Genomic DNA, 18289 nt, shown 5'->3' with positions numbered 1-18289 from the left:
TCGCGCCCGGTTTTGCATCCCGTTCGAGTTCCGCGCGGATCTCTTCGGCCTCGCCGAGGACTCTCCTCGTGCTCGCGTGAGCTGGGCTGTGCGGTGTGGCACCACACCTATATCGCCCGCGACCGTAGATCGAGGTATGGACGCCGACCCGGAACTGGCCGCTGCCCTCGGCGTACCGCCGGACGATCTCGGGGATCTCCTCGAACAGTTCCAGCACGATACCTTTGAGGGGCGGCGCTATCGCCATCTCACTGACGCGCGCCGGGGTCTCGAACGCGGGACGGCGATCGTCGACGGCGAGGTCGTCCACGGATTCCCATCGATCCCGCGAACACTCGTGCTCGACCCCGGAATCCCCGAGTACTTCGACAGCCGGGTGACCGTCGAAGAGAAACGCAACGGTTACAACGTCCGGGTCGCCGCGATCGACGGCGACGTCCTGGGGTTCACCCGGAGCGGCTATCTCTGTCCGTACACCACCGCGAAGGTTCGCGAGCTGCTCGATCCCGGCGCGTTCTTCGACGACTACCCGGATCTCATGCTCTGTGGGGAGTTGCTCGGTCCCGAAAACCCCTACACGCCACACGACTATCCGGAAGTCGAATCGGCGCGGGTCGAGGTCTTCGACGTGCGCCACCGTGAGACTGGAACGCCGCTATCAGTGCCACGCCGACGCGAACTGTGCGAAGAGTACGGTCTCCCGCAGGTTCCCGCATTCGGCGAGTACAAGCCGGAGGAAACGCCGGAGGCACTCCGGGAGATAATCGCCGACCTCGACCGCGAGGGGCGGGAAGGCGTCGTCATGCAATCGATCGACGGCACGCACCAGTTGAAGTACACCACGTCGGTCACGCATCGGGCCGATCTCGACCACGCCTTCTCGCTTCCCTTCGACTACGGGCGTGACTTCGTCTTCCCGCGGATCGTCCGGGAAGCGTTCCAGGCCGTCGAACTGGATCGAACGCGGGGTGAGTCCCGCCAGCGCGCACAGGAACTGGGGGAGTCGATCCTCCTACCCGCGATCGAAACCATTCGAGCGGTCCAACGCGGTGAAACCGTCGGTGAGGAACACACGGTCCGGGGCGATCCCGACGTGATCGAGGCGTTGCTCTCCCATCTCCGCGATCAGGGCATCGAACTCGAGATCGGGAGCGACCGTCGTGAGGACGGCCAGCGCGTGGTTTCGTTCGTCAAGGTCGCACAGGCGACACGCGACAACACCCGCGACTACCTCGAAGGCAAACTGATCGACGAATGAACGGCGGAGGTGACAGGAAAGGCGTCAGTGGACGACGGCGACTTCCTCGCCGAGGATCTCAGCGAGACTCTCCTCGGGATCGGCGCCGGTGGGCTCGTTGTGCAGGAGAACGTCGATCGGAAGGGTCGGCGCACCGTCGACGAGATTCTCGAGGACGACGAGCCGTTCGCGCGCTCGGGACATGCCGACGTAGAAGACGCGGCGCTCGTTGTCGGTCAGTGTCGGGACCGGACTGGTGTGTTTGGTGAACTCCTCGACGCCCGGGACCTCGATACCCTCCTGATCGACGGTCGCGGCCATCTGCTCGACGACCTTCTCGGTGAGGTCCGTCGCGACGAAGACGTGATCGGCCTCGCGACCCTTCGCGCTGTGGATCGTCCCGACCCGCACCCTGTCGGTCGGCATGTCCTGGTAGTCTCCGCGGAAGTACGCCTCGATGGCTCGCTCCTGGAAGCTGGTGACCTTCCGGACCATGTCCGCGGCGGCCGGCGGTTCCGGCAGGAAGGGGGCGTGATCACGAACCAGGTCCGGTTCGACCATGATGGCTTCCAGGTCGTCCGTCTCGGCGTCCTCCTGGCGCTCCTCGACGGCGTCGAAGAGGTCGTCGCGCTCGCCGGTCCCGAAGGCGGTGTCGGCGAGCATATCCGCCAGCCGGCGAACCTCCAGTGCCGTCAGATCCTCGTCGTCGGCCAACGCTTCGATCCCGCTGACGTAGTCGCTCAACCGATCGGTCCACATGCGCTGGTCGGTCATCACGTCGAAGGGGATCCCCTCGTCGATGAACTCGTCGATGAATTGGAACATCTGGTAGCGCGCCCGAAAGAGGATCATCAGCGAGCCGTCGTCCTCCTCGACGGTCGAGCGGACGTTCCGCACGAGGTCGAGCACCGAGGGGGTCCTGACGGCCTCGACTGCCCCGCCCTGCTTGCGCGGCGAGAGGTCCTTCTCCTGGCGCTCGTCGATGTGGCTGACCTCACGCTGGACGACATCGAGGATTTTCGAGGGGAGACGGTGGGACGTATCGAGGATGACGTCCTTGCCTTCCTCCTCTAAGAGCAGTCGTGGATCGGCCCCCTGCCAGGCGTAGACGACCTGGTCGTCGTCGCCCGCGATCAGGGCCTTCTCCATGTGGGGCTTCCACTCCTCGTACACGTCGTACTGTAGCGTAGTGATGTCCTGGAACTCGTCGATAGCGAGGTATTCGACGTTCGGGAGCAACGAACGCTGGGCGACGCGTTCGAGCATATCCGCGAACCCGACGACCTCGTGTTCGCCCTTGTATGACCGCCAGGCACGGATCACCTCGGGCACGTCGATTCGGTCGTCGTCGCTGGGCCAGGTCGGCGTATACTTGTTTCCCGTCTGGGCGTTCTCGTCGATATCCGGCGGGAGTCGGACCGTCTCCTCGTTCCACTTGAAGGGGACGTCGTACCAGTCGGCGACGTCCCGGCGGGTTCGCTGGAGCCACTGGCTGGTGGCGATGATCTTGTTGCCGATGGTGGTCGAGCGGGCCGTCCGACGGCCGCCGCCCTCGTACTGGTCCTCGTACTCGATGCCATACTCCTCACAGAACTCCTGTTTGTCGGACTCGCTCACCACGTCTCCCCGTGAGAGGTTGAGCAACTCGTAGGCCTTGGCGTGCATCGTACAGACGTTGCCCTTCAGCGACCGCGAGGAAACGTCCAGTCGTTCGGCCAGCCGTTCACGGACCTCCGCGGCCGCCGCTCGCGTGTACGAGACCACCAGGACGTCACGAACGTCGACGTCGTCGTCCTCGAGCAGTTCCTCGACACGGTCGAGCAGGGCCGTCGTCTTCCCGCTGCCGGGCCCGCCGAACAGGCGCGTCACCTGCGTCGAATCGGTCATTGCACAACTGGTGGGGCTACTCCCTCATAAGCGCCGTGACTTTTGCCGGTAGTCGCGAACGCGACGTGTGTCTCCCGGATTGACATCACCGAGACAGCGAGAGGTACCCACAGTCACCGATACAGCGAAAGGTACAGCATAGCAAAACCGATAATGAACGGGATCGTCTGGGTGATGTTGAAGAACAATCGCGCACCTGGAGAGGGATCGGCCGTGAACATCTGGGAGACGATGTTCGTCACCGCGACTCCCATACTGATGAACGCGAAGCCGATGAACGCGTACTGGAGTCGTTCGGATCTGCGTTGCTGGTAGGCCTGAAAACTGATAACCGTGATACCCAGCGTCAGGCCGAACAGAATGAGTCGCAACAACACGAGAAACGCCTGCCCGTACTGGACGACGCTGGAAACCATCGTTCGCTCGTCAGTTGATGAGCCCGGTATATCAATGTAATCATTGACAGATACGGCCGACGACGGTCGGACTGGGGCCGGACTCCAGAGCTTTTTTCGCCGATCACGGGACCGTCATCCGTCGCCGCGACCGGACACGTCTCGGACTGTCAATCCACATTGAGATCGTCCCAGAGTTTCCCGAACCGGTCGGGGAGGTTCTCCGAGCGGTAGATCCGGACCCGATACTCGTCGTCCTCCAGACGGATGACGGTACTCTCGAAGTTCGACTGGTAGACTTTGTAGTGGTTGCCGTCGTCGGCGACGGCTGTCTGATCGGTGACCAGGTCGTGCTCCTGGAGGATCTCCAGCCGACGGTAGACGGTCGGCAGGGAGAGGTCGAGTTGCTCGCTGAGCTCCTTGGCGGACTTTGCCTCCTCGCTGACAGCCGCCAGAACGTGTCGCGCGTGTTCGTCCCCGATCGTGTCGAGGACTTCCTCGATCGGTCGTTCGTCTCCCACTGCAGTGAGGTACCCAAGCAGTACTCAAAAATGTTGTGAGGCGAGTGGTGTCAGCTGACGGTGATATCCCGTCTCTATCGGGCGGTAGACGTCAATTCGGACCCGCGGGTACCCACCCGCAGACCGAGCACTCGGTTGCTGTCGACTCGTGTAACCCACCACAGTCCGGACACTGCTTCTTGTTATAGTTCTCCTCCCAATCGACCGTCCCGGTTTCGTGTCCACGCTGGGAGAGGAACTCGTCGATCACCTCGTCGGTGCTCGGTGCGGTGGCCATACATGACATGGTATACCACACCAGCATATATGTTTGTTGGTTCATACACGTGTTACCACGTCACTAGATAACGCGAACCTCTTTTGGAAGGAAATCCACTGTTAACGACCCGGTCGCAGGGTCATTGCTGACCGCGCGGAAAGGGATCGCTTTTTGGGTGTCGGTGTCGTACGGGTGGACATGTCATCCCGTGAGACGGGGCCGGGCGAGCACGGATCGGGACAGGATGGCCACCTCACCGACGTGTTGCCGATCGATCGGGCGGCGATCGAATCGCTGAGCTGGGGGCTGGGATCGCGCGTCACTGGCGGGGACGCGCCGCCACAGCTGGACGTACATAATCAGGGTGCCAATGCGTCGCTTTCCGTCTTTGAGGCGACCGACTACACCTATATTGTCCGTTTCCGGACCCCCGTCGGTCGCGAGAAGTTCTTCGGCGTCGCTGGCGCCGACCTACGGCCGATGCTCGAGGAACTCCTAGACGGCGGTGAGTGGACCGTTCGACAGGGTCGGCTGGACCGGCTTTGAACCGGCTGAAGACATTCCTGCTCGCCTCGTTTCACTCGGCTGCGCGGGCTGTGACTTCCAGGGTTCAAATCCACCCGCCGCTTCGCATACGCGGCGCTCGTATGCCTGAATTGTGACGTTTCAATCCCGTCCTGGGTTTTCTCCCTGCTTCGACATTCAGACGAGCATCAGAGCGATGCAGAGGCCCACGTTTCAATCCCGTCCTGGGTTTTCTCCCTGCTTCGACGTCGTCGCCATGCCGGAAGAAATGGCTAGCGATCAACTGTTTCAATCCCGTCCTGGGTTTTCTCCCTGCTTCGACCTCGACGAGTTCTGTCGGTTGGAGTGTCCGCACTGTGTTTCAATCCCGTCCTGGGTTTTCTCCCTGCTTCGACCAGAGCCGTCGTCCACTACCATTTTCCCACGACCGCTGTTTCAATCCCGTCCTGGGTTTTCTCCCTGCTTCGACCGTAGATACACAGGACGTCGATGTCGTAGGTGTACTGTTTCAATCCCGTCCTGGGTTTTCTCCCTGCTTCGACGGGCCAGACCGTCACGACGACTGACGGGAACACGTAGTTTCAATCCCGTCCTGGGTTTTCTCCCTGCTTCGACACGCCGCATCAGTCATCAACAACAATGGCGATGGGGTTTCAATCCCGTCCTGGGTTTTCTCCCTGCTTCGACTCCAGGCGTTCGCATCCGACGGGTCGGCGTAGCCGGTGTTTCAATCCCGTCCTGGGTTTTCTCCCTGCTTCGACATGTTTCTCTTGCTGAAAGCGAATCCATTCATCATGTTTCAATCCCGTCCTGGGTTTTCTCCCTGCTTCGACACTGGATTGACGTTCTCTCTGGCAAACGCTATCCAGTTTCAATCCCGTCCTGGGTTTTCTCCCTGCTTCGACACTGGATTGACGTTCTCTCTGGCAAACGCTATCCAGTTTCAATCCCGTCCTGGGTTTTCTCCCTGCTTCGACATTCACCGCAGTAATCGCACCAGTACCCGACCGGATGTTTCAATCCCGTCCTGGGTTTTCTCCCTGCTTCGACATTCACCGCAGTAATCGCACCAGTACCCGACCGGATGTTTCAATCCCGTCCTGGGTTTTCTCCCTGCTTCGACTTTCGACTCATCCTCAGGCCACTCCTCGAAAAACTCGTTTCAATCCCGTCCTGGGTTTTCTCCCTGCTTCGACCAGAATGGCAAGACGAAGAAGGCGACAAGTCGCTATTGTTTCAATCCCGTCCTGGGTTTTCTCCCTGCTTCGACCCGAGTGCGTCGTCAGTCGTGAACGCGTCGGAAAAGTTTCAATCCCGTCCTGGGTTTTCTCCCTGCTTCGACATCGTCCGTATCAGTATATGTCGAACTACCCGTTTGTTTCAATCCCGTCCTGGGTTTTCTCCCTGCTTCGACGTCATCGAGGAGGACGCATTAGGGGGCGGTCTCCCGGTTTCAATCCCGTCCTGGGTTTTCTCCCTGCTTCGACCCCAGCCACCCCACTCCATCACGACGCTCGGGAGCAGTTTCAATCCCGTCCTGGGTTTTCTCCCTGCTTCGACGTTATGGCTCATAGCAATAGACCAGGCTGTCTGTTCGTTTCAATCCCGTCCTGGGTTTTCTCCCTGCTTCGACCTTGCGACTCAGTATCGACTCCGTACAACCGAATCCGGTTTCAATCCCGTCCTGGGTTTTCTCCCTGCTTCGACGTGGTCCGGGTACGGGACGTCTTCGGCGACGATGTAGTTTCAATCCCGTCCTGGGTTTTCTCCCTGCTTCGACTCGTAGTCCGATCCTTCAGTTGCGGTCTCGTAGTTGTGTTTCAATCCCGTCCTGGGTTTTCTCCCTGCTTCGACGCCCGATCCCGTCAACGGCTGGGAGCTGATCGACGCGTTTCAATCCCGTCCTGGGTTTTCTCCCTGCTTCGACCGGACCGGCCGAGAACGGTCACACGGCCCATTATTGTTTCAATCCCGTCCTGGGTTTTCTCCCTGCTTCGACCAGGCGATGCTTCCGACCGACCTCCTTGAGCGCTGTTTCAATCCCGTCCTGGGTTTTCTCCCTGCTTCGACCGGGCAAGAGGGCGGGGACAGCACGGGCGATCTCCTGTTTCAATCCCGTCCTGGGTTTTCTCCCTGCTTCGACGCACCCAAGAGTGTCAAAGCCTCTGGGAAGGGTGCAAGTTTCAATCCCGTCCTGGGTTTTCTCCCTGCTTCGACGGTTGATACAGAAGCGTTGATGGAACGTTTAGATGTTTCAATCCCGTCCTGGGTTTTCTCCCTGCTTCGACCAACCGTGGAAACGCCGGACGGGAAAACCTACAAGTTTCAATCCCGTCCTGGGTTTTCTCCCTGCTTCGACGATTGTATAACCTGCCAGCAGATACACGAATAGCGTTTCAATCCCGTCCTGGGTTTTCTCCCTGCTTCGACGGGGCGACATCGGCGTCTTTCTGGATCACGGCCGCAAGTTTCAATCCCGTCCTGGGTTTTCTCCCTGCTTCGACCTCGCGGGACGTAGCGCCCTTCGACGGTGAGTTCCAGTTTCAATCCCGTCCTGGGTTTTCTCCCTGCTTCGACCGCAGCGGTCGAGACCCTTCGCGAGCAGCTCGACGAGTTTCAATCCCGTCCTGGGTTTTCTCCCTGCTTCGACATGTAGTGATCCCCTTCCAACATGTCAGCGTTCACACGTTTCAATCCCGTCCTGGGTTTTCTCCCTGCTTCGACGGCCACGGCCGAGTAGTCGGTATCGTCTTCGGCGGCGTTTCAATCCCGTCCTGGGTTTTCTCCCTGCTTCGACCGCCGAGGTCGACCGCCTCGCCGAACGCATCGGCGACGTTTCAATCCCGTCCTGGGTTTTCTCCCTGCTTCGACTGCTCGGGTTCGTCGACGGTGACGCCGACCCGCTTCTGGTTTCAATCCCGTCCTGGGTTTTCTCCCTGCTTCGACGCGCCGAGGTTCTCGTCACTCATTCGCCGTCACCTCGTTTCAATCCCGTCCTGGGTTTTCTCCCTGCTTCGACGGACTCCCCCGCTCCGTCCGCCACCTCCGTCACCTCGTTTCAATCCCGTCCTGGGTTTTCTCCCTGCTTCGACGCGTCGATAGCGAAGACGCGAAATCGGCGATCAACGTGTTTCAATCCCGTCCTGGGTTTTCTCCCTGCTTCGACGCCGAGGGCGTCCGTCATGGACTCGACGGCGTCGATGTTTCAATCCCGTCCTGGGTTTTCTCCCTGCTTCGACGTCAGTTCGGCGATGGAACGGGCAACCCGCAAGGTGAGTTTCAATCCCGTCCTGGGTTTTCTCCCTGCTTCGACTGGGGGTGAAAATCCGGCGAGAGAGGCAATAAATCTTTGTGGTGACGTCATTTTGTGGTGGTCGTTCGTCGACCGGGGCTATACAGCCATTTGATAAAGGTCTACGAAACTACAGAGCAGTCAAGTCCTCACTTGGGCAGGCACGGGCGATCAATACACCAGTCTGTGACAATGAGACGTACTTCGCGTTGTCCTCCAGCCAAGTTTCAAACACGCCAGCTTCGGCCAGCGACTCCACGTGTCGACTGACCGTGCTCTTGCTCTTGTCGCTCTCTGTAGCCAGTTCCGGCAGCGCCATTTCACGATCGAGATGGACCAGCAACTCGAACGTATCGACGGCACTCGAGGGAATCTGTGTCGTCAAATTCGGGATCGGGACCGTCTCCACCTCCTGGTCAACGTCTGTGTACTGGAACGCTTGATCAACGATCGGCGCATGGAGTACTGTCGCGATCAACAACGGAAGCAGTACCTCGCGTGCGCCTCCACCGAAGTTAACGACGAGATCGCGATCCTGATCGACCGCGGTCAACAGATCGCTACACTGCAATGTCGTCGCCATGAACCCACTCGTGTCCACCTGCTCGGTCGTGACTGTGGCATCGGGTTCGATCTCCGCGATCATATCTTCGACGTACCCGACCGCGTCTGCAGCCCTCTCGCTGTTCCCGTCATTAGCAGGCCGAACGAGGACGACGCGATCTCCATCGTCGATCCCGTGTTTGATTACCGGTCGCGTGACCCTGGTCTCGTGGAATCCCAGCGTCGAGATGTACGTTCGCATTTACCGTCCCATCGCAGCCGGCTCACTAAGGCGTACCGTTGCACTTCAGTGGGATCTGTTTGGAAGTATTTCGTATCAGTGCGCCGGTATTTTTATCACTCTCCCGGTCGAGTGTGGCGGTATTCGATGGCACGTCAGTTAGAAAACGAGACCGACGGAGCGGGTCGACTCCGTCGGATCGATCTCACGCTCCGTCCGGCGGAGTCGTTTCCAGTTCCCGTCTCCGACGGGTACTCCGTGTACAGTGCCCTGCTGTCCGTCCTCGATGACGTAGACTCGTCAGTGAGTGCTCGAGTCCACGACAGCGCGTTAGGAAGTCTGCACGTGAGTGGGCTATTGGGAGGGTTCGACGGTAGCGATCGACCACACCACAAGACCGTTCGGGCGAACAACACCTACGATCTCTCACTCGGGGTGGTCGATCCCGCCGACGAGGAGATCTTCCAGGGGCTCGTCTCCGGGTTGGTACTCGAGAACGATTCGATCGAGCTCTCACACGGAACGCTCCGCGTGGAGAGTTTCGAGAGCGAGAACGCGACTTACGAAGGGTTACTCGAGCGGGCGAGCGAGTTCGACGATCCAACAATCGAGATGGAATTCGAGACGGCGACGTGCATCGAAGAGAGTGGGGAAGTGACAACGATGTTTCCGCATCGGTGGGCGGTGTTCAACTCACTGTTGGGAAAGTGGGAAAATTCGTGTCCTGACGATCTGGAAATAGATCTGTCTAAGGAGGATATCAAGGCGGGCGTGATCGAGAAACCCGATCCGGGACGACGCGACGGCTACTGTCTCGATACCCACAGCGTGCTGGTCAATCGCGTCGAGAACGACGACGGGGAGAACCGGAACCTCTTCTCGCAAGGGTTCACGGGCACGTGCGCCTACGAGTTCAAGGGCGCGAGCGAGAGCGTCGAGAACGCGGTGACAGCACTGGCGCTGTTCGGGGAATACAGTGGTGTGGGAAGTGCCGTGGCTCGGGGATGTGGGAGTGTGGAGGTGACCGTTACAGATGACTGATGAACGATCGGAGATGGAGGTTCTAGACTCAGTTCTCGGGAACCTCCATTCGGCACCAGAAGACGAAGCAAGCGAAGAGGACCAAACGGTCGAAGAAACGGTTCTGGAGCATTTCCGGACCGAGGTCGATCCTCAACTCGTAAACGAAGGCTGGGGATTCGAGGCGGCGAAGAGCGTAGAATATGGAAAGACCGATCAGTCACTGCTCAATCACGTACGAAACGGCGTGTTCGTCCTCGCACAGTTGAACGACGCCGTGCGCTCGCTCGATGGGTATACTCTCGATGAGGACGACTTGCGGGCCGCAATCGCTCTGTTCACGATACACGACGTTCACAAACTCGATCCAGAGCGCGACGCAGAGCCGAACAGTCGATTCGACATCCCGGCCAATGAAGTTCAGCAGTACGTCGAGAGATTCGGACTCGACACATTCGCGCCGGGTCTCGATCCGAAGGACTTCCGCTCGTGTGCGATCGATCACCACGACGACTGGACGGCTAACTACGACCAGACGACCAGGCGATTCGACGATCTTCGACCGTTCATCCGCGTCGCTGACGGACTCGCCTCGTGCGACACTCCTGAAGCAGCCACCGACGGGTCAGTCCAGAGCGCGATCGATAGCGCGTATCTCAAATCGGAGTTTGAACTCCGACGGCACGTCCTTGATGACGTGAAAGGCATCTTGACGAACCTCCTCAATAGTGCGATTTCCGATTGCCTGGGTACGTTCGAATATCAACCTCTTGCTATATATCAGGATGGCTGTGTGTATGTCGTTCCAAAGGGTGCGGACCGGCCGTCCGTCGATCAAGAGTTTGTGGCCGAGATCATCGATCAGTTACAGACCAACATTCGGGGCTCCCACGATGCCTACGCTGATTCGAGTGAATTGACGAATAACCTCGCCACGCGTTCGATGGGATTCTACGGAATCAATGATCAGGAGTTCTTCTATGCCGGTGCCGACAAGGTTCTCGGTGCAGTCGTCCGGAAGTCAGTCGGCGATGCTGACGGGGACGACGAACCCACCGACAGCATGGCAGACTCGATGGCTGGCATAGAGGAACACCTCCCAATAGAGATAGAACGAACGCGGAGGCCTGTCGGGTACGCAAGACTGGCGTATACCGTCCGTCGGGCGTTCGTCGATCCGATCCTCGAAAAGATCGACGACGACCGGTCGAGCCTCGAAGTCACCTGTGACGTTTTTGGTGTTTCATCCGGCGTCCGCGATGGCCTAATCGCCGCAAGTGAAGACGACGATCTGTCCCCCACGGCCGGCGGGAAATGGGAATACTCCTACGGCATCGGCCAGGTACTGATCGAGGACGGCGTGACTTCGGTGGGAGACATTACAGATCGCGTCCGGGCGGGTCTCGATCGACTTGCTGATGACTGGACCGACATCGTCGAAGAAGCTCACGCCGGAAATCTCCGATCGGAACTCGAAGCGTACGTTTCCGACGTAGTGTCGATCGATGGGCGACCGATGCCGGCGAGCGACACGACGCTCAGCGATCCCTTCGAGGAGTACCATGCCACTCGACGCGGGAAGACGTGTGTCCTCTGCAACCGAGGGACCACGAGCACGCGCAAGAGCGACCTCGAAGCACCGAAGTCGCTGACGACACTCCAGGCCGGATACTCGAATCACGTCCCTGTGGACGCCGGCAAACCGGACGATCTGCTCGCGTGCGTTCCCTGTCAGATCGAACTGTCCCTCCGGGAAACTGGTGCCTCCCGTCGCGAGGGTGGCCGACTGTTCATCCACCTGGTGCCCGATTACTTCTATACGCCGCTCTCGTGGCGCTCATACGGTAACGTGCTCAGCCAATTCAGCGGCGAGAGCCGGATCGAACTCGGTCGACTTGCCGAGGCAGTTCTCTGGTTGACTGGCGATCTCGACTCGACCGAGGTGGATGGATTCGAGAGCGCACTGTTCGACGAGGAGTCGGGCCGACAGATGGCCGAGACGCTCGACCAGGGCTTCGATCCTGGCTCGCAGTTCGGGGCGCGCACGCTCGGATACTACAAACCGGAGGACAACGAAACGGAGTTCCAGTTTTTCGGCGTGTACGTCGCACTCGCCGTCGCGGCTTACGCCGGGCTGCGCGTGTACGTCTCGGAGTCGCCGATCCCGGACGTTAGAGGGAGAGACTTCCAGACGTACGCCAGGATCGGGGCCGGATTCACGCAAGTCCACGACTTCTACGGGACCGAGATCCGGCTATCCGAGCTGAAGTCCCGTTTACGCGCCGCCTCGGCCCTGATCAAACTCGGGTACGGTACGGACCGGAACGACGCGCTGTTCGCGAAATTCCTCCGAGTGACCAGAAACAAGCTACTCCCTGGATCGCACCTGCTCAAGCGCATCGCGCAGGCCGATGATGGCAGTAACGCTCGCTACCTGCTGGAGGAAGCGCGAGTGCTTGATCAGGAAACCGGCATCGACTCGACGACTATTGAAACGAAATCATCACACGAATGAAAGAAACGAGCGATACGATATCGGAACTCGCAGCTCGAGCGTTCGACGTGATCCGGCCCGCGCCAGGGAACGACAAGGCGTACGCAATCGAGCGCGTGTTCCGCGAGAGCGTCAAGGCAGTCAAGGAGTTCGGTCCGCTCGACATTTCCCGGCAGGACGCCATCGACGCCGTCGCCGGCCGCGTCGGGAAGGTCCCCGAGCGGAGCGAACAGGTGTACCGTGTCCCGCATGAAGACAGTACCGTGGATGGAACCTACGACGAGCGCGTCGAGCGGTACGCCGAGTTTTTCGTCGATAAGGTACTGATCGACATGTTCGACGGCAAACCTTCTCGATTGAAACGGCGGGCCAACAACCTCGCCGACGGGTTCTACGCCGCGACGCTCCGCCTGCAGCGAGAACAGTTCGACAACGAATCCGACGATACTGACGATCAATGATCGACCAGAGCACCTATCCCGAACTCGAACCCGGTACCGTCCCCGCAGACGAAATGACGCTCCGCCCGCGGAGCAACTTCGTGAACATCCTCGTCCTGCGTGAACTCGAGAGCCACGCCGTCTTCACGACGAACGGTGAAGACGCCGACATCGCGACAGTCGCACTCGACGCCGAAGACGGACAGATGGATTACGCTCCCGGGCTGATGTTCATGCGAAAGCAGACCGGCAGCGATCGGCGCTTCGGCAAGGCCCTCCAGCGTGACCTGGGACTCTTCGAGGACGACGAAGACGAATGCACGATGCAGGTCAACGAGATGTGCCAGGACTGCGTCGAGTGCATCCTCTACGGGAGTGCCGCGAGCAGTGACGAAGGCAGTGACGTCTCGATCACGTCTCGGGTGATGTACGATACGGCTTACTCCCTCCGGGACGCGAGTGTCGTGATCGACGAGAAGTTCCAGAACGCCCCTGGCGACGATTACGCCAAGTCGGCCGAGGCGACCATCCGTGAACCCGACTTCTTCGAGCCGGGGACGATGTTCCCCAGCGTCGTCACGCTTCGGGATGCGACGCCTGCGGAACTCGCATTCGTGCTCGGAATTACGGCGAAAAACAAGCGGTACGGTGCCACGACGTCACGCCTTGGCCGGGTCAACAATCGGATCCTCGGCGTCTACGTCGGCGGCGAGGAAGGGCCGGCAAACCTCGAGCTCACTCGCGAGACGATCGCCCGACTCCAGGCTGACGACGCGACGGACTACGAGTCAGCGACGGATGTCGTGATGGCTGAGGCCCTCGATCCCGGTCGCACGGCCGAACACGTCAGTAGTGCATTCGAAGATTCGATCGACGCGGACCGCCTCGACTTACAGCGGGTTCCCCAGGAAACCGTCGACAGTATCGTTGACGTGGCAACTGGTGACGACTTCGCCGAGGTGCTCGCCGAACAACGCGACCACTCGACCGCGTTCTTGGGTCAGGCTGAATAGAGCGATGGAGGTTCTCGAAGCGACCCTCAGAACGCGGGGCGAAGTCACCTTCACGTCCCGAGAGGTCGGACGCCTGGCGGACACCGAGCCCTACATCCTCAATACGGCCCTCTACTACGCGCTGGGCCTGGCGAGCGGTCGCTACGTGGACACGTCGTACGAACCCACCTACGTCGAGGATACCGCGGACATTACCGACGTGTACGTCTCGCCCGCGGCCCCCGTGCCAGAAACGTCTCCGAACTACGTGACGACGACCTACAACGCGACGCGTGACGAGTACGCCGAAGTGAACTATTCGGCCCAGGACGATCCGAACGCCAAGCAAAATCTGCCGTCCTACGGGCGGCGGCGCTCGCTCGCACATGGCACTCCGCTCAGGTTTTTCGTCATTCCCCGCGGTCCGTCCGCGATGGAAGTCGACGAAAGATTACCCCAATACGTTCGCCTTGGGAAGAAACGGGGGAAGGCGCGACTCGATATTCAGCATCGGTCCGCGACCAGACAGTCCGGAGAGTTCAGGTTGAATCACCCGATCGGTGCATACGACCATCCGGAACCACCGGAGGGGAACGTCATCACGAAATCGATGAAACCGACCCCCATCGTCATGCAAGGCGACTACACCGGAGAGTACCTCACTATCGACCGAGGGGCCGACGACCGGGTTCGGTTCCCTACTGAACTCACCTTCCTCGCGACGAAACGATGACGGCACTCGATCTCGCTGGGGTCGCCTTGCGGACACGCGACGAACCGTACCCGTTCGATGTATCCCCGTTCGCTCACCAGGGAGAGATGCAGCGACTGTTCGAAAACGAGGATCGGTTCGTCGCCGTCAACGACAGTCCCACAGGGGGTGGAAAGACGTCGGCGTGGCTCGCCCCTGTACTCGACAATCGGATGGACGCGATCGCAGTCTATCCCACTAATGCTCTCGTCGCCGACCAGCAGGAGGCAATTCAGCGCCGAGTCGATGAGTACATCGACCACGACGTCGCGGTGTTGAAAGCGACGGCGTCGACGCTCGCAGAACGCAGCGACGATTTCGGCTCGACGTCTCACGGAGCGGTCCTCGACGACTGGCTGCGACAAGAAGGGCGGTACAACGACCAGCGCATTCTCCTCACGAACCCGGACATCTTCGTGATGATGCGACGTGGGCTCTACCGAAAGGGCTCTCGCGAGTACAAGGACTTCGACGTCGCGGTCGTCGACGAGTTCCACCGCGCCGGTCGGAAAGAACAGAACACGCTCAGGTTTCTCCTCGACGAAATGCAATCCGAGGACGAGGCGATCGTCGCACTCCGGAAGGTGGCGTTTCTCAGCGCCACGCCGGACCAGCGCCAACGACGACTGTTCGAGGACGCGATGGAGGCCCCGTATTACCGGGTGACAGAACACGAGAGTGAGGAACGGAAAGCCTACACGGATTCGCCCGGCGACGACTGGTTCGGCGTGATGCCACCGGTCGAACTCGACGTTCGTTCCGCTCAGACGTTCAGCACGGCCGATCAGCTGTTCGAAGACAGCGACGAGACGCTCGAGTTCTGTCGCGGCGGACGGACTGTCGTGATGCTAGACGGGATTCACGAAGTCGGAGAGGTGTACTCGTGGCTCGATGATGAACTGGACGGGAACGTAGAACGGATCGACGGTTTCTACGGGGAAAACAAAGCCGAAAAGCTCGACCGATTCGACGTCTTGGTCAGCAATTCGGCCGTCGAGGTCGGGATCGACTTCGACGTGAATCGAATCCTATTCGCCGGACACAATCGTGCGAGCTTCCTGCAGCGCCTCGGGCGGTTGCGTTCGGCAAGCGACCCGAAAGAAGCGCGCTGTTATGTCCCTTCGACAGTGGCGGATGCCCTGTCAGACCAGGGAAAACGAAAGATCACGCGGTACGAACTCGACGAGATCCTCGACGAAGTCTATCCGGACCCACGACAACCTGAGACGTTCGATGCACGGTATTCCGCCGCCGAAGCCTTCGAGCACCTCGATTATCGACTCCGGAACGCGCCGCCCGACGACCAGCAGGCGATCAAACAAGCCACGCTGGATCGGATTAGACGACACTTCGGCGTCGGCTCTGGAACAGATTTTTCGCTCCGTGACATGGAGGCGTTCACTGACGCACTCGACTGGCGCGTCCTGACGGCCCTGCAATGGTACCGAGGCGACAACGTTCAGGCGCTCGTCTACGATCGGACGACTGATCGCGTCACGACCTACGACCTGTTCTATTTGCTTCGGTATGGCGATGTCGAGTTTGTCGACAGAACCACCTTCCAAAGACACGTGCCGTCGGAACAGCACCCTGAAATAGAGCGCAAGGAGCGCTACGTGGATGGGTTCTGCGTCTACGACGGAACGATCGACACGAACGACGACGGGTTCGGTCGGAGCGTGTATTTCACTGGGCCAGCCCTGAACGCGTGGATTGACGACACGTCGAACACGGGTCGGAAACCGCAGCTACAGTCGGGATTGCAGATCGGTGTCGATCCGAACGGGACTGGTTCCCGCGTCCCATCGGTGACGAAGGTGAACGAACGACTTCGCGAACGTGGCGAGCGTTCTGATGGCGATGAGTCAGGGCTTCTCTGTTACGCTGTCAGCGGGGCACCGAGTCGAGTGAAACGGCAGTACAATCTCGATGACTTTTTCTTCCTGTATCCGATCCGCGTCCAGAACAAAGAGCTACACAGTCTGGCAATCGGCACGGACGCTCTATACCTCAATTGTCACTTACTCGAACAAGAGCAACGGCTTACAGGCAGTGACGACGGGTCGTTCCTCGATGGCTTATGACGAGGACGAACTTTCGCGACGAACTGGTTCACGTGAGTGCGTTACAGGAGTACGTCTACTGCCCACGGAGATACTATTACCAGCGGTATCACGATCAGATCGCTACGCCGTACGAACTCGTCGATGGCCGGTCGAAACACGCCGCACAGTCTCGACGTGGCGGGTGGACCAGGGAACGGTACTTCCGGTCGGACACTCTTGGGTTGCACGGAAAGATCGACCTCGTCGAGAGTGATCGTGGGTCTCTTACTCCGATCGAGCGAAAACGCGCCGAGAGTGGGGATTACTACCCAAGCGACGAGGTACAGATCGCGGCGTACTGTCTATTGCTCGAAGAAGCCATCGGTGAGCCGGTGAACGTCGGCTACATCTATCTCTATTCGACCGACGAACGTCACGCGATTCACATCACCGAGGAGCATCGCGATGCGGTTTCAAAAATCGTTTCCCGGATTCAATCGATGTCAGTCGATTCGATTCCACCGTTCACCGACAACCCGAACAAGTGCAACGGCTGTTCAGCCCGCGAATACTGCATGCCTGCCGAAACAGCCCAACTCGAGCCCGAACGCGCCCAAGGCACGGGCTGGGAGGATCACGCATGAAGGCCACAGAGGGGATGTTCGACGAGTCGGTCGTCTACGTCACCAAGCAGGGAACCCAAGTCCGGACCGACGAGGGACGGATCGTCGTCTGGGACGTCGACGCCGAGGAAGATGAAGATCCGGAACTCGCAACCTACCCCAAGGAGAAACTGGACACGATCAACGTCTTCGGGGGCGTGAACTTCACGACGCCGTTCGTCGCCGAGGCCAACGAACACGGGATCGTCCTCAACTACTTCACCCAGAACGGCAAGTACCGCGGGAGTTTCGTCCCCGAGAAGAACACCATCGCCGAGATCCGCCGTGCTCAGTATTCGCTAGGATACACCGAGGAACTCGCCATCGCGAAGGCGATGATCGCGGCGAAGATCCGTAACCAGCGGACGCTCCTCTCCCGGAAGGGCGTCCACGGCACGGACGTACTGAAGGACCTCGGCGAGCGGGTTCGAAACGCTTCGAACAAGGACGACCTCCGCGGGACGGAAGGCGAAGCTGCCGAGCGGTACTTCGATCGCCTCGACGAGACTTTGGTCTCGGGCTGGACCTTCGAAAAGCGGACCAAACGTCCACCTGAAGACCACGTCAACTCGCTGCTGTCGCTGACCTACACGTTCATGAAGAACGAGGCGATGAGCGCTCTGCGCCAGTACAACCTTGATCCGTTCCTCGGCATCCTCCACGCTGATCGGCACGGTCGTCCGTCGCTGGCGCTCGACCTCGAAGAGGAGTTCCGGCCGATCTTCTGTGACGCGTTCGTGACGCGGTTGATCAACCGTGGCGTGTTCACCCACGACGACTTCACGAAGGACAACCATCTGAGCGACGACGCCTTCAAGACGTACCTTTCGAAGTTCGACGACTTCATGCAGGAAGAGTTGACCCATCCGTACTTCGAGTACAAAGTGACGCGTCGGAAAGCCGTCCGCCAGCAGGCGATACTATTGCGAAAGGCGATCACGAACGAACTCGACGAATACCACGCCCTTGCGTTCGATCGCTAACC

General features: G+C 59.6%; 15 protein-coding genes and 1 CRISPR repeat array. Of the genes, 10 read left to right on the top strand and 5 right to left on the bottom strand.

Annotated elements, in window-relative coordinates; translation table 11 throughout:
- The first annotated feature begins 136 nt into the window (after window positions 1-136).
- Window positions 137-1258, top strand: a complete 1122-nt coding sequence (locus tag E3374_RS07320; protein WP_136688427.1) for an RNA ligase — start codon at window positions 137-139, stop codon at window positions 1256-1258.
- A 24-nt stretch (window positions 1259-1282) separates the two neighbouring features.
- Here E3374_RS07320 and E3374_RS07315 read toward each other — a convergent pair whose 3' ends face one another.
- The 4 genes from E3374_RS07315 to E3374_RS07300 all read right to left on the bottom strand — a co-directional run bounded on the left by E3374_RS07315 (window position 1283) and on the right by E3374_RS07300 (window position 4317).
- Complete coding sequence (locus E3374_RS07315) at window positions 1283-3124, bottom strand: UvrD-helicase domain-containing protein (protein WP_136688426.1); 1842 nt, start codon at window positions 3122-3124, stop codon at window positions 1283-1285.
- Between the two features lie 113 nt (window positions 3125-3237).
- The gene (locus tag E3374_RS07310) at window positions 3238-3540 is read right to left on the bottom strand and encodes a DUF7521 family protein (protein WP_136688425.1); all 303 of its coding nucleotides are present in this window, start codon (window positions 3538-3540) and stop codon (window positions 3238-3240) included.
- A 149-nt stretch (window positions 3541-3689) separates the two neighbouring features.
- Window positions 3690-4040, bottom strand: coding sequence for an ArsR/SmtB family transcription factor (locus E3374_RS07305; protein ID WP_136688424.1), 351 nt, complete (start codon window positions 4038-4040; stop codon window positions 3690-3692).
- A gap of 91 nt (window positions 4041-4131) precedes the next feature.
- Window positions 4132-4317 (bottom strand): HVO_0416 family zinc finger protein, encoded by a 186-nt coding sequence (locus E3374_RS07300; RefSeq protein WP_136688423.1) that lies wholly within the window; start codon window positions 4315-4317, stop codon window positions 4132-4134.
- Between the two features lie 180 nt (window positions 4318-4497).
- On the opposite strand from E3374_RS07300, the gene E3374_RS07295 reads away from it, so the two are divergent.
- Window positions 4498-4845: a hypothetical protein gene (locus E3374_RS07295; protein WP_136688422.1), complete on the top strand. Its 348-nt coding sequence runs from the start codon at window positions 4498-4500 to the stop codon at window positions 4843-4845.
- Between the two features lie 117 nt (window positions 4846-4962).
- Window positions 4963-8137: direct repeats of the CRISPR family, unit length 37 nt; unit sequence GTTTCAATCCCGTCCTGGGTTTTCTCCCTGCTTCGAC.
- A 109-nt stretch (window positions 8138-8246) separates the two neighbouring features.
- Here E3374_RS07295 and csa3 read toward each other — a convergent pair.
- Window positions 8247-8921: a CRISPR-associated CARF protein Csa3 gene (gene csa3, locus E3374_RS07290; RefSeq protein WP_136688421.1), complete on the bottom strand. Its 675-nt coding sequence runs from the start codon at window positions 8919-8921 to the stop codon at window positions 8247-8249.
- A 126-nt stretch (window positions 8922-9047) separates the two neighbouring features.
- On the opposite strand from csa3, the gene cas6 reads away from it, so the two are divergent.
- The 8 genes from cas6 to cas1 are packed head-to-tail and all read left to right on the top strand — an operon-like array spanning window position 9048 to window position 18287.
- Complete coding sequence (gene cas6 / locus E3374_RS07285) at window positions 9048-9941, top strand: CRISPR system precrRNA processing endoribonuclease RAMP protein Cas6 (protein WP_136688420.1); 894 nt, start codon at window positions 9048-9050, stop codon at window positions 9939-9941.
- Window positions 9934-12435, top strand: coding sequence for a type I-D CRISPR-associated protein Cas10d/Csc3 (gene cas10d, locus E3374_RS07280; protein ID WP_136688419.1), 2502 nt, complete (start codon window positions 9934-9936; stop codon window positions 12433-12435). Before cas6 ends, cas10d (E3374_RS07280) begins: the two co-directional genes overlap by 8 nt.
- A complete protein-coding gene (gene cas10d, locus E3374_RS17845) occupies window positions 12432-12875 on the top strand; it encodes a type I-D CRISPR-associated protein Cas10d/Csc3 (protein WP_136688418.1) in 444 nt (147 codons plus the stop codon). The genes cas10d (E3374_RS07280) and cas10d (E3374_RS17845) overlap by 4 nt, the downstream gene beginning before the upstream one ends.
- Entirely contained in the window at window positions 12872-13867 is a 996-nt protein-coding gene (gene cas7d / locus E3374_RS07270; RefSeq protein WP_136688417.1) for a type I-D CRISPR-associated protein Cas7/Csc2, read from the top strand. The genes cas10d (E3374_RS17845) and cas7d overlap by 4 nt, the downstream gene beginning before the upstream one ends.
- Window positions 13868-13871: 4 nt before the next feature.
- Window positions 13872-14579 (top strand): type I-D CRISPR-associated protein Cas5/Csc1, encoded by a 708-nt coding sequence (cas5d, locus tag E3374_RS07265; protein WP_136688416.1) that lies wholly within the window; start codon window positions 13872-13874, stop codon window positions 14577-14579.
- A complete protein-coding gene (gene cas3, locus E3374_RS07260) occupies window positions 14576-16681 on the top strand; it encodes a type I-D CRISPR-associated helicase Cas3' (RefSeq protein WP_136688415.1) in 2106 nt (701 codons plus the stop codon). Before cas5d ends, cas3 begins: the two co-directional genes overlap by 4 nt.
- Window positions 16678-17286 carry a CRISPR-associated protein Cas4 gene (gene cas4, locus E3374_RS07255; protein WP_136688414.1) on the top strand — a complete coding sequence of 203 codons (609 nt, stop codon included), beginning with the start codon at window positions 16678-16680 and terminating at the stop codon, window positions 17284-17286. The genes cas3 and cas4 overlap by 4 nt, the downstream gene beginning before the upstream one ends.
- Window positions 17283-18287 carry a CRISPR-associated endonuclease Cas1 gene (gene cas1, locus E3374_RS07250; protein WP_136688413.1) on the top strand — a complete coding sequence of 335 codons (1005 nt, stop codon included), beginning with the start codon at window positions 17283-17285 and terminating at the stop codon, window positions 18285-18287. Before cas4 ends, cas1 begins: the two co-directional genes overlap by 4 nt.
- The last annotated feature ends 2 nt before the right edge of the window (window positions 18288-18289 follow it).

It is taken from the genome of Halorhabdus amylolytica, assembly GCF_004944975.1.
In the GTDB taxonomy this organism is placed as follows: domain Archaea; phylum Halobacteriota; class Halobacteria; order Halobacteriales; family Haloarculaceae; genus Halorhabdus; species Halorhabdus amylolytica.
Note: the sequence above shows the minus strand (reverse complement) of the source record. Positions and strands in the feature narration are given on the sequence as shown.

What these genes read in the sequence shown, in the direction of transcription:
- E3374_RS07320 (WP_136688427.1), top strand. Translation starts at nt 137, where the DNA reads ATGGACGCCGACCCGGAACTGGCCGCTGCCCTCGGCGTACCGCCGGAC.
- E3374_RS07315 (WP_136688426.1), bottom strand. Translation starts at nt 3,124, where the DNA reads ATGACCGATTCGACGCAGGTGACGCGCCTGTTCGGCGGGCCCGGCAGC.
- E3374_RS07310 (WP_136688425.1), bottom strand. Translation starts at nt 3,540, where the DNA reads ATGGTTTCCAGCGTCGTCCAGTACGGGCAGGCGTTTCTCGTGTTGTTG.
- E3374_RS07300 (WP_136688423.1), bottom strand. Translation starts at nt 4,317, where the DNA reads ATGGCCACCGCACCGAGCACCGACGAGGTGATCGACGAGTTCCTCTCC.
- E3374_RS07295 (WP_136688422.1), top strand. Translation starts at nt 4,498, where the DNA reads ATGTCATCCCGTGAGACGGGGCCGGGCGAGCACGGATCGGGACAGGAT.
- csa3 (WP_136688421.1), bottom strand. Translation starts at nt 8,921, where the DNA reads ATGCGAACGTACATCTCGACGCTGGGATTCCACGAGACCAGGGTCACG.
- cas6 (WP_136688420.1), top strand. Translation starts at nt 9,048, where the DNA reads ATGGCACGTCAGTTAGAAAACGAGACCGACGGAGCGGGTCGACTCCGT.
- cas10d (WP_136688419.1), top strand. Translation starts at nt 9,934, where the DNA reads ATGACTGATGAACGATCGGAGATGGAGGTTCTAGACTCAGTTCTCGGG.
- cas10d (WP_136688418.1), top strand. Translation starts at nt 12,432, where the DNA reads ATGAAAGAAACGAGCGATACGATATCGGAACTCGCAGCTCGAGCGTTC.
- cas7d (WP_136688417.1), top strand. Translation starts at nt 12,872, where the DNA reads ATGATCGACCAGAGCACCTATCCCGAACTCGAACCCGGTACCGTCCCC.
- cas5d (WP_136688416.1), top strand. Translation starts at nt 13,872, where the DNA reads ATGGAGGTTCTCGAAGCGACCCTCAGAACGCGGGGCGAAGTCACCTTC.
- cas3 (WP_136688415.1), top strand. Translation starts at nt 14,576, where the DNA reads ATGACGGCACTCGATCTCGCTGGGGTCGCCTTGCGGACACGCGACGAA.
- cas4 (WP_136688414.1), top strand. Translation starts at nt 16,678, where the DNA reads ATGACGAGGACGAACTTTCGCGACGAACTGGTTCACGTGAGTGCGTTA.
- cas1 (WP_136688413.1), top strand. Translation starts at nt 17,283, where the DNA reads ATGAAGGCCACAGAGGGGATGTTCGACGAGTCGGTCGTCTACGTCACC.